Origin of the sequence: uncultured Dysosmobacter sp. (assembly GCF_947631635.1) — a bacterium.
Taxonomy (GTDB): domain Bacteria; phylum Bacillota; class Clostridia; order Oscillospirales; family Oscillospiraceae; genus Oscillibacter.
The window spans coordinates 22,214-36,984 of sequence record NZ_CANRMB010000029.1 but is presented as its reverse complement, the minus strand read 5'-3'; the positions used below and the strand labels follow the sequence as shown (position 1 = coordinate 36,984).

At 63.3% G+C, this 14,771-nt stretch carries 16 protein-coding genes; all 16 read right to left on the bottom strand.

The window, feature by feature from the left end:
• Positions 1 to 8 precede the first annotated feature (8 nt).
• A complete protein-coding gene (locus tag Q0Z71_RS13450; RefSeq protein WP_363316722.1) occupies positions 9 to 1,346 on the bottom strand; it encodes a LysM peptidoglycan-binding domain-containing protein in 1,338 nt (445 codons plus the stop codon).
• Positions 1,343 to 1,558: a tail protein X gene (locus tag Q0Z71_RS13445; RefSeq protein ID WP_298023727.1), complete on the bottom strand. Its 216-nt coding sequence runs from the start codon at positions 1,556 to 1,558 to the stop codon at positions 1,343 to 1,345. The genes Q0Z71_RS13450 and Q0Z71_RS13445 overlap by 4 nt, the downstream gene beginning before the upstream one ends.
• Before the next feature lie 14 nt (positions 1,559 to 1,572).
• On the bottom strand, positions 1,573 to 4,872 hold the full coding sequence (locus Q0Z71_RS13440) for a phage tail tape measure protein (RefSeq protein WP_298023724.1): 3,300 nt from the start codon (positions 4,870 to 4,872) through the stop codon (positions 1,573 to 1,575).
• 127 nt (positions 4,873 to 4,999) lie between these two features.
• The gene (locus Q0Z71_RS13435) at positions 5,000 to 5,647 is read right to left on the bottom strand and encodes a phage tail assembly protein (protein ID WP_298023721.1); all 648 of its coding nucleotides are present in this window, start codon (positions 5,645 to 5,647) and stop codon (positions 5,000 to 5,002) included.
• A gap of 84 nt (positions 5,648 to 5,731) precedes the next feature.
• Complete coding sequence (locus tag Q0Z71_RS13430) at positions 5,732 to 6,262, bottom strand: phage major tail tube protein (protein WP_298023718.1); 531 nt, start codon at positions 6,260 to 6,262, stop codon at positions 5,732 to 5,734.
• Positions 6,259 to 7,764 carry a phage tail sheath family protein gene (locus Q0Z71_RS13425; RefSeq protein ID WP_298023716.1) on the bottom strand — a complete coding sequence of 502 codons (1,506 nt, stop codon included), beginning with the start codon at positions 7,762 to 7,764 and terminating at the stop codon, positions 6,259 to 6,261. The genes Q0Z71_RS13430 and Q0Z71_RS13425 overlap by 4 nt, the downstream gene beginning before the upstream one ends.
• Positions 7,765 to 7,808: 44 nt before the next feature.
• A complete protein-coding gene (locus Q0Z71_RS13420; protein ID WP_298023713.1) occupies positions 7,809 to 8,288 on the bottom strand; it encodes a hypothetical protein in 480 nt (159 codons plus the stop codon).
• A gap of 2 nt (positions 8,289 to 8,290) precedes the next feature.
• Complete coding sequence (locus Q0Z71_RS13415; protein ID WP_298023710.1) at positions 8,291 to 8,818, bottom strand: hypothetical protein; 528 nt, start codon at positions 8,816 to 8,818, stop codon at positions 8,291 to 8,293.
• 11 nt (positions 8,819 to 8,829) lie between these two features.
• Positions 8,830 to 9,531, bottom strand: coding sequence for a hypothetical protein (locus Q0Z71_RS13410; protein ID WP_298023708.1), 702 nt, complete (start codon positions 9,529 to 9,531; stop codon positions 8,830 to 8,832).
• Positions 9,531 to 9,929 carry a hypothetical protein gene (locus tag Q0Z71_RS13405; RefSeq protein ID WP_298023705.1) on the bottom strand — a complete coding sequence of 133 codons (399 nt, stop codon included), beginning with the start codon at positions 9,927 to 9,929 and terminating at the stop codon, positions 9,531 to 9,533. Before Q0Z71_RS13405 ends, Q0Z71_RS13410 begins: the two co-directional genes overlap by 1 nt.
• Position 9,930: 1 nt before the next feature.
• Complete coding sequence (locus Q0Z71_RS13400) at positions 9,931 to 10,992, bottom strand: major capsid protein (protein WP_298023702.1); 1,062 nt, start codon at positions 10,990 to 10,992, stop codon at positions 9,931 to 9,933.
• A 30-nt stretch (positions 10,993 to 11,022) separates the two neighbouring features.
• A complete protein-coding gene (locus Q0Z71_RS13395) occupies positions 11,023 to 11,346 on the bottom strand; it encodes a hypothetical protein (RefSeq protein ID WP_298023699.1) in 324 nt (107 codons plus the stop codon).
• Between the two features lie 62 nt (positions 11,347 to 11,408).
• On the bottom strand, positions 11,409 to 11,759 hold the full coding sequence (locus Q0Z71_RS13390) for a hypothetical protein (protein WP_298023696.1): 351 nt from the start codon (positions 11,757 to 11,759) through the stop codon (positions 11,409 to 11,411).
• Positions 11,760 to 11,771: 12 nt separating this feature from the next.
• A complete protein-coding gene (locus Q0Z71_RS13385; protein ID WP_298023694.1) occupies positions 11,772 to 12,884 on the bottom strand; it encodes a head maturation protease, ClpP-related in 1,113 nt (370 codons plus the stop codon).
• Positions 12,877 to 14,523: a phage portal protein gene (locus Q0Z71_RS13380; protein ID WP_298023690.1), complete on the bottom strand. Its 1,647-nt coding sequence runs from the start codon at positions 14,521 to 14,523 to the stop codon at positions 12,877 to 12,879. Before Q0Z71_RS13380 ends, Q0Z71_RS13385 begins: the two co-directional genes overlap by 8 nt.
• A gap of 11 nt (positions 14,524 to 14,534) precedes the next feature.
• Complete coding sequence (locus Q0Z71_RS13375) at positions 14,535 to 14,771, bottom strand: DUF6148 family protein (protein WP_298023685.1); 237 nt, start codon at positions 14,769 to 14,771, stop codon at positions 14,535 to 14,537.

The window sequence follows — 14,771 nt, the reverse complement described above, 5'->3', positions numbered from 1 at the left end:
CCCCCTCCTTACGGAATGATAAGCTGCTGTCCTGGGTAAATCAGGTTCGGGTTCTTGCCGATGATGTCCTTGTTTGCCTCATAGATTTTGGTGTACATGGCCCCGCTGCCATAGTATTTTTTCGCTATGGCCCACAGGCTGTCCCCGGATTTCACTGTGTAGCTCTGGCCGGTGGTCTCCGCTGCTGCGGTGGCCTCCTCCTCGCCGCCGGTGTCGCCGCCGGTGGAATCGCTCTCGCCGCCGGACAGGACTTTCCGCAGGTCAATCTTGGTGGTGTACCCGCTCCCGTCGATGGTGTGCGTGGCCTGCTTGACCATGTACTTGCCGGACCAGCCGCCGAAGTCCTCCAGCATGACCGTGACCCCGGCCACAAGGGCCGTGTTCCCCGGCAGCGTGAAGGACGCCGTGCGGTTGAACTTGTTGTGTAGGCGCAGGTGCTTTTCCGCCAGGGCCTTTGCCTCGCCCGCGCTGGACACCCGCGCCGTGATTTCCAGCCGCTGCTCGCTCTCCCCGTCGTCCCCCTCCGCCGTGGCAATCCCCTCGATGCACTTTCCGGTGGCCGGGTCCGCGTAGCTGACGCGGCAGGACCCGTACTGGGTCTCCGCCGCGCCGGTGGAAAGCTGGTAGCTCTCATAGGCCGTGTAGCTCTCGTCCCGGTGGTATGCCCCGTATGCGCGCGGGGCCGCCGGGAGGATTCTCCCGTTGTTGCGCCGGATGTACGCCACGGGAGGCAGGGCCTCATAGATGGATTGGTCAAAGAGGACCAGCTGCCCGTCCGTGCATTTCAGGCTGATGCCCTCGTCGTGGCACAGCTCGGACAGGAAGGTGATGTCGCTCTTTTTGGTCTGCTCCTTCCGCTCATAGCTCGGATTGTTGGACGCCTCGTACACGCAGGACAGCCCGCCGTTGCTGGCTATCTCGTTGGCGATACCGGACAGGGTGTAGTTCTCCCAGGCTTTTGTTTTCTTGGTCTGCCGGATGGCGGACCCATAGGCCAGGGAGGACCCTTTCAGCGTCACGGTGGACGGCGGGCCGCCTGCTTCCACGCTGTCCAGCTCAAAGCTGCCCGTGGGCAGGGACCCGCCGCCGCTTCCCCAGTTTTCCGGTGTGATGGTCGCGCTGATGGACAGCTTGGCCGCCGCCGACGCCTCCACCGCCTTGTTCAGCCAGTCCTGCAGCCACAGTCCTTCCCGGTCCTGTAACTGGAGCTGGATGCTGTCCGATTCGTCCTCCTCGCTGTCCGTGTAGGTCAGGGAGAGGAAGTAGGGCTTCATGCTGCTGGTGATGTCCGCGCCGTCAATGGTGATGTCCACCGACGCCCGGCGGGCGGCGTTAGGGTCAATCATCCCGCCGCCCCCTTCCGCTTCCACGGCGGGAGCAGGCTGTTGAAGTTCTGCGGGATTTCCGGGAGGGTCAGCACCACCCCGGAGGAGAAGATGTAGATGTCCTTATACTCCATGTTCGCGCTGATAAGCAGGCCCGTGTGGGACGTGCTGCCCAGCTGTTCATAGGCGATAGAATCCCACATATCCCCGCTCTTTGTGGTGTATGTTGCCATGTTCTTTCCTCCGCTCACGCATAGGCCCGGCGGCCACGCTCCCGCTCGGCCCGGCTCAAAAGCCGGTCGAAGTTGGCTTCCATCCATGCCTCGACGCGCGCCTCCGATTCCACCAGCGCCCGGTCCACCACGTTCTGGTCCGCGTTGCCCTGGATGATGACCTGCGGCGCGAACGTGAAGGAGAATCCGGGGCCGCCTCCCGCTCCAGCCGGTAGGCTTTGCAGCTCCGCGGGCCGGTTCCCCAGCCCCAGCAGCTGCCCGGCCTGCCGCCAGATTTCGATGTTCTGCGCCCGCACGCCCCGCTGGAAGCTGATGACCGCCTCGGTCCCTGCCTCGCCTGCCACGCTCGGCCCATTGGTGAAGCCGCCGCGCGCCAGCATGGGGATTTCCGGGATGTTCAGGCCGAACTTCTTTCCGCCAATCAGCGGCACCCAGTCCGGGATGTCCAGGTTTAGGCCGTTGATGCCGGAAATGGCCTTGTTCACAATGGAGATGACCGCGTTCAGCGGCGTTTTAATCAGCGCGCCCAGTCCCTCGAAAATTCCGCCGAAGATGTCCTGGACGCCCTGCCACGCCTGCTGCCAGTTCAGCGTGAACACGCCGGTCACAAAGTCGATGATGCCTTGGAACACGGTTTGAATTGCCGAAACGATAGTGGACAGCCCGGAGCTAAATGCCTCGTACCCGGCCAACAGCGCCGGAATGACCACGCTTGCGATAGAGAGGACCACGGAAATGACGTTCTCGATGACAGGGAGGGCCGCCTGAATTGCCATGGCGATTATCTGGGCCACCGTCATCACCGCGCTGCCCAGGTTGGACAGGATAGCGGAAATCGTCGGGGCCGCCGCCGTGAAGGTCTGGAGCAGGATAGGCACCACCGTCTGCGTGATGAAGCTGAAAATTTCCTGAATGATGGGCTTGACGTAGGTGTTTGCGAAGGAGACGACCTGACCGACCACGCCCATGACGGATTGCAGGATTTGAACCAGCCCATCGAAAGCTGCCCCGGCGTTCTCACCGAACAGGCCCGTGATGGCGTCGCGCAGCGGGGCCAGCGCCGCCGCCACGCCGCCGTCCTGGAACAGCCCGTTGATGAAGTCTCCCACCTGCTGGAGCACGCCGATGAACGAATCAAAGACGGCAACGCCGGTGTCTCCGAATACGCTCTGAATGATTCCGCGTATATCCTCCAGGTGGTCCCCCAGGATGCTCACCACGGCAATGATGCTGGAGATGACGCCCACGATGGGGAGCGCCCCGGACACCAGGCCGCCGAAGCCGGAGGCGACCGGCCCCCACATATTGCCCAGCGCGCCCATGCCAGCGCCCAGGAAGCTGCCGACGTTCCCCAGCGCACCGCCGATGGCCTGCGCCGGTGCGGACCCGGCCACACGGCCCACCAGTCCCGCCGCGCCCTGCGCCAGCCCGGTTGCCCTTCCGGCTACCCAGCCCGCGCCCCGCCGTGCGAGGTTCGCGCCGCCAGTGACCAGCCCGGTCAGGCCGGTTTCTCTGGAGATGCCGGACAGGACTTCTCCTATCGCGCCGCCGGTGGCCCGCAGGCCGCCCAGGATTCCGCCGCCAATTCTGGTGTTTCCCAGGTTGCCCAGCGACGCCGCGATTCCGCCGAAGTAGTTTCCGATTCCCTGCCCGATGCCGCTGCCGCCCACCAGGTTCCGAATGGTGTTCCCGGTGGCCGCCAGCGTGGTCATGGGTCCTGCGCTCACGGCGGACGCCAGGCCGCTTGACAGGATGCCGCCCACGCGCTGTCCGCCCGTGAACAGCCTACGGGCCATGTCGAACAGCCCGCCGGTCCTCTTTCCGTTCCCGCCGCCGGACTTTGTGCCCAGCAGCAGATTTCCCGCTCCGCCCAGCAGGCCGGTGATGCCCGGCGCAAACTTCATGGCGGTAAAGGCGATAGCCAGGTTTTTCAGGATGCTTACCACCTGCGGCCCGTGGTCCTGCAGGTAGTCCAGCGCCTGCTGGATGTATGGCAGTGCGGTCTCCAGCGCGTTCCCGGCCAGCTCCACGCCCTGGCTGAATATCGACGCCAGCGTTTGGGCAATCTCGCCCAGCTCCGGCATATCCCGCAGCTGGTTGATGAAGTCTATCAGGGCCACGCTCATTTCCTTTTTGGCCGGGAGGAAAGCGGTGCCCACGTCAATTTTGAGTGCTTGGAACGCATTGGACATCATGGTGTCGATGGCCTCCGCGTTGCTGGATTTGATGATGAACTCCCGCTCCATGCTCCCGTTGTAGAGGCTGGGGTCATTCACCATAGCCAGCGCGTCGGTGAAGGTGCTCAAATTCCCGGTCATCTTCGCCGCGCCCTTGATGGCCCACTGGCCGAACAGCGTACTCAATGCTGCAACCTGCTTGTCGGCGTCCAGGTTCTGGATTGCCTCGAACACCTGCAGGATGGTCCCCGTGGCGTCGTCCTGCATCATCTTGGCGACGCCCTCCGCCGTGAACCCCAGGGCCTCCCATTGTTCCTTTTGCGCTTTTGTGGCGCTGGACCCTTTGCTCAAGTTGACGTACATCCGGCTGATGGAGTTGGCCGCCTTGCCGGTGTCCACGCCCATAGCCAGCATGGCGTCCGCCAGGGCCGCCGTGCTTGCCACGTCCATGCCTGCCACCTGGCCCAGTCCGGCGGTCTCGTTGACCACCTGGGCGATTTCCGCCGCCGTTGTGGCGCTGTTCGCGCCCAGATAGTTGATTTGGTCGGAGACCTCCATCACCTGCTCGTGGTTGATGCCGAACGCCTTTTCCCACTTGGCGGCCCAGTCGCCCGCCTGGTCTGCGGAAATATCCATGGCCGTGCCCATCATGGCAACGTCTTTCAGGAAGCCGCTGATGTTCCCCTCGTCGTCGTACTGGATAAGGTCGCTGATGGACTTGCCGGACTGTCCGGCGGCAGCGGCCAGTCTGGTCAGGTCCTCCGCCGTCATGGGGATTTGCGTGCTCAATTCCAGAATGGCGTCGGTCATGGCGCTGTAGTTTTCCGCGTAGGTCTTGCCGTTCTCCGCCAACTTCCCGCTGATTTTGCCGTTGGCGTCGGCCAGACCGCCCACGTACTTCACCACGTCGGACATCTGCGCCTCAAAGTCCTTGGCCGCGTCCGTGCATTGGGCCAGGGCCGCCACGGTCCCGGTGGCAAGCGCGCCCATGGCCGCCAGGCCCGCCGTCCCGATGTGGCTCACCGTGCGGGCCAGGTCTCCGATGCGGTTGTTCGTTCCGTTGATTGCCGACACCAGGCTCTTGTCCATTTTCCCGGCAATACGGATGGTCAGGTCTAATGTTTTGTTGCGCGCCATTCCTCCACCACCTCATTGTTCAGCTCGACGAAATCCCGCGCGGACATCTTCATGTAGAACTCCACGCTGGTCATCGTCGCGGCGGACAGGCGGATAGCAGCCTTGCGCAGAGCTTTGATTCCGCCCTTTACTCGAAAAAATCCGAGTTGTTGACCGCCTCTTTCAGATTCAGCAGCTCACACAGGGGCAGGCCGGTGAACAGCTCCTTGGGCTTATTGACCGCCATGCTGGCGATTACGCAGGCGTACAGGTAGTTGAAGGAATTTTCCGTGATGACGAAGCCCTCCCGCGCCATCACGTTCTCCGCCGCGCTCTCCTGCATCATGCTCATGTCAGCGATAGGGGACAGGTCGAACTCCTGGTAGACCTCGCTCTGGAAGTGATAGGGCTTTTCCAGCCGCAGCACGGTCCCCTCGCTGTTCCCGGACCGGCGGATGTACGCCTGCACGGCCCGCTTGACCTTCCGGCCCGCGCCGATGGACAGCGTTTTGAAAAACTCGATGGGCAGCCCGCTCGCCTTGGCCGCGATTTCCATAGCGAAGGACGACGTGGTTTCGCACAGGAGGGAGCTTGCCACGTCCTGCTGGCCGAAAAGGTCCTGCTGGGCGTCGATTGCATCCTGGATGGTCAGCCGCTCCAGGCCGCCCAGGTCGATTTCCGCGTACTCCTTCCGGTCGAAGATGTGCGGCTTTTTCAGCTCGATGATGTATTCCCGCGCATCCATATCCGCCGCTTCCTCCGGCGTGGTCTCCGCGATTTTGATTTCCTCCGGCATTTTTTATCTCCTTCCATTCATAGCAGAATAGGCCCGCCCCGGATTTCTGGCCGGGGCGGGCTGGTCTGGTTTTGTATTCTTCTGTCAGGTCATGTTGCGCACGTCGGCCAGCATATCCACGCCGTTGACCTTGTACACCTGGTTCAGCTTGTCGATTTCCAGGATGGGCGCACCGTCCACCTCGACCAGAATGTAGGTCAGCTCCAGGGTGATAGCGGCCTCCATGCTGTTGGCCTTTTCCAGCTTGCCGGGGTTGAACTTCTTGACCCGGCCCATCTCCACGATGCGCAGGGACTTGAAGATGTACCCGCCGCCGGTCCCCTTGTCATAGACCTGCTGCGCGGCGCGGAACGTCAGATTGACGGCGCTCAAAGGGGAAAGCATATCCGCGCAGGAGCTGTACAGCGTGTTGAACTGGATTTCCTGCTCCATGCTCTCGAACTGGCCCAGGGTGGGGCTGTCGATTTCGCCGTTGACGCCGACGCCGGACACGGTGCTGGTCTGCATATTGACCTCCGGCAGCGTGGCCGCCGCCGCAATACCAATCATCTTGGTGCCGTCCAGATACACGTTGTATTCGTTGATTTTCTCCGGGATGTAGTTATTGCTAATCATGTTCTGGTCCCTCCTTTCGCGAAAAGCGCGCTCAGAGCATCCGGGTCGAACTCCAGGATGTTCTCGATGTCCTCCGCCGGGACGTAGGGCGTCAGGTACTGATGGAAGGTGATTTTGCCGTTGAGCAGGTCCGTGGTCGGGTTCTCGTCCTCGTTGAACTCGATTTCATACCGGGCGCAGATGTCCCGCGCCACGAAGCTGTGGCCGCGCACGTTCTCGCTGTCCACAATGGCCTCGATAAGCCGGGGGTTCATGGGGTCGTCCACCTTCTGGAAATACGTCAGAATGAACGTATTGGCAGACCAGCAGAAGAACCGGCGCACGGAGAACCAGCGGTCCTTGGGGTCCGTGTTGCCCGGATAGCAGGCGGTGTTGTTGCCCCACAGGCGGAAGCCGTTCATGTTGAGGAACGTCGCCACTCCGAAGCTGTTGACGGTGTTGGCCTGGGTCTGGTCCAGTAGGACCTCCGTGCCGTCCGCCAGGCACACGGCGCTGATGGCGAGCGTCTTGTTGCTGGGGCTGACGTTTGGCACGTCCCCGTTCACCGCGTCGGTGTAGGCCGTCAGGGCCGCCGCCAGGGTGGAGCCGCTGTACATGGTCTCGCCCACCTTGCCATAGAGCCAGACGGGGAAAGCGTTGGGGTTCGTCAGGGCCTGGCCCTCCTTCTGCTCCTTAACGTCGGTGTACTTGGTCGCGCCCTCCGCCGAGCTGTCCACGTCGATGATGGTCACAGCGGAGAAAACGCCGTTGATTTCGTGGGTCTTGGCCTGCAGGGCCGCGGACACCTCCGGCTTCGCGCTGAACCTGGGGGCCAGCAGGATGCCGGGGGTCATGCCCAGCTTGGGATAGATTTGCCGGACGACCTCCAGGCCGGTCTCCTTGCCCGTGCCCACGTCCACGGTGCCGATGATGTCCTGCGCCGTGACCTTGGACGGGTCCAGCTTCTTGCCGCTGACCTTGATTTTCCCCGCGGCGTCGCTGTCGGCCTCCAGCTTTTCCTTCCCCGCGCTGGTGAGCAGGATAGTCAGCGTGCCGTCGTTGTTGAACGTCGTGGTGTAGTCGGTGTCCGCCGCCAGGTCGGTTGCCTCCGTCCCGCCGGTTTTCACTTTCAGCTCCTTCGGCAGCAGGCCGGTCTCCTCCACCAGAGCCACGTCGTCGGACAGCTCGATGTCCTTCTCGGCCACTTCCTCCTGGAACTTCGTGTTGCTGGGGTCCAGCACGTTGATAAGCACCAGCGGCCCGGTGCCCACCACCTGGAAGTTGGCGCTGATGCTCTCACAGAGGGTGTACGCGGCAAAGTCGTCGCTGTACCCCACAGCCGCCACGGCCTCCTTGTAGCTCTGAACCAGCAGGGGAGTGTTCGCCGCCCCCGCCGGGTCGGCCAGCATATTCACCGGGGCCGTGCCCACGATGACCTGCAGGCCCGCCGTTCCGAGAACAGGCGCGATAAGCCGCGTCGCCTGTTCCTGGACATATACGCCATGCTTATAGGTATCTGCCATGCCTTTTTCCTCCTATTGTTCTTTGAGATGAAGCGGGGCTGTTCTCACAGCTCCGCTTTCAGCTTCTTGTAGATGATGGCCTCCGCCGTGCCGGGGGTCTCCAGCCGCTGGCGGACGGCGGCGAACTTCCCAGGGTGGACGATAAGCCGACGCACAAGGGGGTGCTCCCGGATGAACGCTTTCAGCTCCTTCGGGATTCCGCCCTGGTACGTGGTGTACTGCCTCGCCACGCCCCGCACGCTGGGGCCGCAGTACACGCAGGGATTCGTGATGTCCGCGAACTCGTCCCGCTCCTGCTCCGGCGTGGCCGGGGCTGTGGTCTCCGGGGTCTCCGGCGTGGCCTGGGTGGTGGTCTCCGGGGCAGGGGCCGCCGGGGTGGTGGCCGCGGTGGTCTCCGGGGCGGGGGCCGCCGGGGTGGGGGCCGCGGGGGTCTCCGGGGCGGGGGCCGCCGGGGTGGTCTGGGTCTCCGCCGTCTGCTCCTCCGGGGCCGCGGCGGTGGTCTGCGCCTTTTTCTTGGTCGCCATAGTTACACCATTCCTTTCAGTTCAGTGTCTTGCGTGAGGGCCGGGGCCGTGCAGGTGAGCACGCACGCCGCGAAATAGTAGGGCGGGGAGGTGTCCTGCTGGATGGCCCAGGCGATAGGCTTCAAAATCGTAAACGCGCCTCCGAAGTAGGGGCGCGTGCAAATCCGCTGGATGATGTCCTCCTTGATGTTCGCCACATCCCGGAACCCCTCTCGCTTGGTCCCGGTGTCATAGGCGCAGATGGTCAGGGAGAACTCCACCAGCTGCGGGCTGTCGTCGTCCGGTATCTCGCCCCCGGTCATGGTGACGCGGATGTAGGGCGCGGCGCAGGCGTCGGTGTCCACTTCCTCGTCGAACTCCTCCGGGATGTCGATGTCCTGTCGAATGATGCGCAGGGGCTTCCGCCCCTCCTGCCCGGCGTACTTCTTTCCGTCGAACAGCTCCTCCAGCATCTCGATAAGCGCGTCCTGGCACAGCTGCGGCGTTCTCCCGATTCCCGCCTGTTCAATCTCGCTGGAATAGTTTTTCATGGTTCACCTCGTCAGCTGTATCTCGCCAGAATCCAGTCCACGCGGTCCTGGATGCGGGCCATCAGGTAGTAGCGCACGTCCTCCTGGACCTCCGGCCAAACCTGCGTGTGCATGGCCGTCGCGCTGGGCGCGCCCATGGTCTGGAGCTTTTCCACGTTCCCCTGGGCGTTCCTCCACCGCGGCCTGCCGCTCTCCGTGACCGTGTGGCTGGACTTGGAGCCGATGACGCGCTGGACCATTCCGATGTGGCCGGACTTGAACTGGGCCAGGAAGCCCTTGCTCAAATTCCCCTTGCCCGTCAGGTCCTTCAAGCCGGAATCCGCCAGCACGCGGGCCTTGACGAACTGCGGCGCGTGCCGGACGTTCATCCCGCTGTAAACGGTGGTCGGCATATTCTCAAAATAGGCCAGGTCGTTCCGCATTTTGGAGATGAACAGCGTTGCCGCCGGATTGGTGTTGGTGGCCTTTTTCTTCTGTTTCAGGTCGTTCAGGTGCCTTTGCCCGGCGGCGTTCACCACGTACCGCGCCTTGGCTGCGGCAATCATCATCTTGCGGGCCTCTCGCGCCGTCTGGTTCACGGCCACTTTGAGCGCCTGCGGGGTCTTGCCCCGCAGGTCGCCCAGCGCCCGCTCCACGGTGTCCAGCCCTTCGATTTCGATTGTGACCATCCGGCCTTTCAGGTCTACCGTGACCGGCGTTCTGACTTCTGCCATCAGCTTTGCCGCACCCTTTCCAGCGTCATGCGGTAGATACCGCCCTCGTCGTCGCACTTACGGATGGAGTAGGTGAGCTTATCCAGCGTCAGCAGCTTCCCTTGCTTCGGCTTCGGCCCGTAGTCCTTCACCCGAATGTACATGACCATGTTCAGGTTGTAGAGGCCGGTGTCAAAGTTCTGCTTTGCACCGGCCTCCCAGTGGGCGGAGTGGTCCCGCACGTCGTAGCTGTTCAGGATGACCAGCACTTCCTTCCCGTCAACCGTGTGCAGGTCGGCGTGCTCGTCGCAGTTGAAGAAGGTCGTGTCGATGTCAGCCGCGGCGAAGTCCTTGAAGATTCTCCGCTTCTCCGGCTTCTCGTCTCCGTAGTTCTGGTCCAGGTCGAACAGCGCGCCCATGTCAGCCGTCGTTGTCGCAGACGAACGCCACCAGCCAGCTGTCCACCTTGTCGGGGATGGGCAGGGGGCGCGCCTGCAGCTCCAGGAAGCGGCGGTCGGGGCCGTGCTTCACGTAGCTGCGGAGCAGGCGGGCGGTCTGCGCAGTTACCCACGCGCCGCGGTCGTCGAGGTAGGTCGCCGCGCCGTAGGCCCGCATGAAGCCGGGGTCAGCAGGGGCCATCACCAGGGCGTTGTCCGGCACAAGGGGCTTGGTCTCCGGCGCTTCGGGCTTGGTCCAGTCGTCCAGGAACACCTCGCTGTAGCCGTACAGGTCCAGGCTGGGGTCGTTCAGGTGGCCGTAGTAGCGCACGCCGTTGGGCAGGTCGCGGGGAGCGATTTCCCCGATGTTGAAGCGCCGGTTGTCCATGCGCTTCTGCACCTCCGGGTCAGCCAGGAACAGCCTGATAGCTTTCTTGCCGAAGATGACCCGGTCCACGTTGGCGAAGCCGTTCACCTGCACCTTGTCCACCCAGTCGCCCAGGTCGTCCAGCGGCTTTGCCTCGCTCTGGCCCCAGGCGGCGTTTTCCTGGAGCTTCACGGTGTTGGTGAAGCCGAAGTCGATGGTCTCATTCACGCCCTCGCCCACAACAGGGATTTCCCCGTTGATGATGGCCTGGGCAGCCATCCACTCCTCGCGGCGCGTGGCCGCGTCGTTCAGGCGGTTGTACTCGGCCATCAGCTTCTCCGCCGCCCGCTGGGCGGGGGTCATGCCGCTGTACAGGTCCTCGCCGGGCAGGCGGGTCATCAGCCTGTCCGCGGTGGTCAGGTCGTAGGGATTGATAAGTGGCGGCTTGTAGCTCTTGGTCTCATAGCCGGTGTCCCGCAGGACCTGGCCGCCCGCGCGGGGATGCACGAACGCGGCCATGCGCCGGTCGCCTTTCACCAGGTCGATGTCCACCCGCTCGGTGGGGAAGGTCATGATGTTGGTGAAGAAGGTGTCCAAAAAATAAGTGCGGACAGGGGGAGCCTGCCGCACCACCTCCGCCAGATAGCGCGGAGTGTAGATGTTCACTTCGTTGGGCATAGTTGAATTACCTCCTGTTGAATTTGCCCGTCAGGCCGAAAGCTCGGCCTGCGAGAAGTCGAGGGTGAAGATTTCCTCCCCCTCCGCCTTGAATGTGAATTTCTTGCGCTGGGCGTGGGCCTCGTCCACTTTCAGGACCCATTTCAGGTCCACCGCCGATTTCTCCGGCACGGTCACGCCCTCCATGGTGATGTTCATGCCCTCGTACTGGCTGTCCAGCTCCACGGGGAAGAAGTGCCCGCCGTCCGGCGCGCCCCATTCGGGCCACTCGTCCAGCTTCTTGATGGGGCCGATGACGGTTCCATCCGTCCCGCTCCACTGGATTTTGGTTTCCGGGCCGATAAGGTCGCTCACGTGCTTTTCGCCCAAATCGAGGGACTGACCCTGGGCGGGGATGCTTACGCGGTCAGCCCCCGTCAAGGGTCCGCCTTGACCCCTTTCAGGAAGATGCCGATTTTCCGCAGCGGGGCCTCCAGCTTGGCCGCGGTCACGCTCTCCTCCAGCGCCAGGGTGTCGGCAAAGAACTCGCCGGTCAGGTACACCACGGCCTCCTCGCCGCTGGCAGCGGCCTCCGGCACGATGCCGTACACGCTCTCCTCCTCGCCGGTCGCCACGGGCTTGATTTTCCCGCTCTCGTCCAGCTGCACGGGCGCGTGGGCTTTTACGTCCGCCGAAGTCGTTTTCACGGTCTTGGCGATAGGGTGGGGACCCGCCTCGAAGTATTCCGGGTCATGCCGGAAGGTCTTGACTTCCAAATCCATGCTCATGTCATTTCCTCCTTACTGATTCTTGTCCTTGTTCTTGCCCAGACCCTGGAGCGCGGCAAGGAACTCGTCTCCGCTGCCCTGGCCGTCGGGCGGGGTGTTGGTGACTTTGTTCACGCCGCTGGCCTCGGCGTCCTTCTTGACCTCCGCCAGATAGGTGGCCCCCTGGGCCTTGGCGTTCTTCACCAGCGCCACGGCGAAGTCGCTGACGGTCATGGGCTTGGTGAACTTGGCCTCCGCCGTCAGCTGCTCGCTGCCGGGCAGGGCCGCGTCCTCGATGCCCTGGATGCGCTCCCGCTCCGCCTTGGTCGCGGCGTCAGCCGCCGCCTGCTCGATTTGACCGACCAGCGTAGGATAGGCGTTCCGCAGGTCGTCCACAGTGTTGATGGTGTCCATGTCCTGTTCCTCCTTGGTGTTTTCCGGCTTGGCCGGTTTTTTATTTGCAGAACGCCCGGCGGCCCCCGCCGCCAGACTGTCTTGCACAAACTTGGGCGCTTTGTCGAACGGGAGATTCATGCTGATGCTGTTGACAAAGAGGACGCCGCTGCGGTTCTCCGCAACAACGTCCTCTCCTTCATCCGTCAGCTCGTCCACAAAGCCGTTTTCTTTTGCCTGGGGCGCGGTCCACCAGCTGGTGGCGTCCATCCATCCGGCCACCTCGTCCTTCTCCCGGCCCGTTTTCTTGGCGTAGAGCGTGACGATGTTCTCCCGAATGGTGGTGATGGCGTCGATGTACTGCTGCAGCGTCTCCGCGTCCACATACCCGCACAGGCCCATCCTGACCGGGTGGACCATGTAGGCGCTGTCATTGGCCGCCACGACCTTGTTACAGTGGCAGGCAACGACGGTGGCCGCCGACGCACACAGCCCGTCGATGTAGGCGGTCACAAAGGCCGCGTTCTGCTCCAGCAGGTTCCCGATGGTCTGGGCGGCGAACACGTCCCCGCCGCCGCTGTTGATGCGCACGTCGATTTCAGCCACGTTCCCCAGGTCGTTCAGCTCCTGGGCAAACTGCTTCGGCGTTACCTCGTCCCCCCACCAGCTGGTGTCGGAGATGTCGCCGTACAGCAGCAGCTCCGCCTTTCCTGTCCCTGCCTGGTTTCGGAACTCCCAAAACTTTTTAGGCATTGTTCTGTCCCCCTTCTTGCTGTTCATTCCCGCCGCTGTCCGGCGGCTGTTCCGGGTCCGTCTGCTGCTGCGCAGGCGGGGCGGCGGCCTCGTCCACCTCCCGCTTCCTCTGCGCCTCAATGACCCGCTTGCGGATGTTCCGGTTATAGTCCCCGCCGGTGAGCTGGGCCGTTTCCTCCTCCGCCGTGGAAAATCCGGCGTCCACTCGCTTGATGGCCGCCTCCACCTCCTGGGACGGATTCAGCGCCGTGCGGGAGGGGCCGTTCCACTTGCAATCCGTGTATGCCTTTTGGATGGCCGGGTCCGCGAAGAATCCCGGCGCTTTGATACGCCCGCGCGCCACGGCCTCTGCAAAAAAGGTTTCATAGATGGGCTGGCAGAAGTCGTCCGCGAACCAATCCCGCATCATCCCGCAGGTCCGCCAAAACTCGTTGAGGGAGCCGCGGGCGGAGCTGAAATTCTTGGTGAACTGCTTTAGGACCACCTCCGGCGGGATTTCCAGCCCCGCCGCGATTTCAACCACCATGGCGTTGAAGAAGGTGTCATACCCGCTGTTGGGGTGTTTTGGGTCGGCAAACTCCACATCTTCCCCAGGATTGAGGGCCACCACGGCCCCGGCCCCCAGCTCGATGCTGCTCTGGTCCTGCGCGTCGATAAGCACGTCTGGCGGCAGCATTTCCCCGATGGGCTTGCCGTTCTGCACCGTGGCCGATTTGATGAACACCGTAAACATGGCAGAGATGACCGCCGCCGTGATTTCTGCGTCCGTGTACCGGCCCAGCTGTTTCAGCGCCTCCAGCACCGGGGCCAGGATGGGAACGCCCCGGAGCTGACCCGCCCGCTCGCGGTTCATCACGTGGAGGACGTTAGGCCGCCCCGTGGTCCCGTAGGCTTCCACCCGCGTCCACTCCAGCGCCCCCGCCTGCGTTGACAGACTTGCCAGGGGGTGACGGTTGGAAATCCAGTAGGCCACCACCGTTCCGCTCTCGTCCGTCTCCACGCCCTGCACGATGCTGTACACGTCGCGCCCTGCCACGACGCACGGCGTCAGCCGGTCATATCCATTGGGGGAACACACCCGGTCCGCCTCGATGATGCGCACCCGCAGGCTGTACGGGCTTCCCGGCTGTTCCTTCACCGGCAGCAGCGCGATAGCGTCACCGTTCATCAGGTAGGAGAGGAAAGCCAGCTGCTGGAGCTTGTAGAAGTTGTCCATCCGGTCCGCGTCGCAAACCGGCGTGTCCGCCCACAGGGAGAACTCCCGCAGGACCTGGGCCTGCAGGGCCTCCGCCTGCTCGTTGGTCAGCCCCAGGAAGTCCGCGTCGATTTGCGGGGACGGCATCAGCCCCCCGGCTACCACGTTTGTCCGCATGGTTTTCAGGGCGGCGGCGGCGATAGGGATTCCCATGTAGGCGTCCCTGGACCGCTGGCGGAGCACGTCGATGTTGTCCTCTATGTCCTCCTTGGCGCTCCCGCCGTAGTACATCCAGCCGCGCATACTCTTTTTCGTGGTGTTCGCGCCGTAGTTGCCGTACCCGGAGTTGACGAACTCCAGGGCCGTCCGCGCCGCGGCCCGCCGGACCGCTCGCACCGGGGAGACCGCCGCAATACACTTGTCCAGGAAATTTTGCTTTGCCATGTGCGCCCTCCCTACACGTCACGGATGACGAAGCGATACGCGCGGTTTCTGCCCCCGCTCGCTTCCTCCGCTTCCGCCTCGGCCAGTTTCCCGGCCCAGTATTCCATTTCCTCCCGAATCTGTTTCAGGTCTGCCCTGGTCAGCATCCGGGTCCCGATTTGATAGCTCTGCCCGGTCGCTACGGCTTCCTCCGCGTCCAGCCATATCTGCAGCTTTGTCTCGCACAGCTTCTTACTGAATACGGCCAT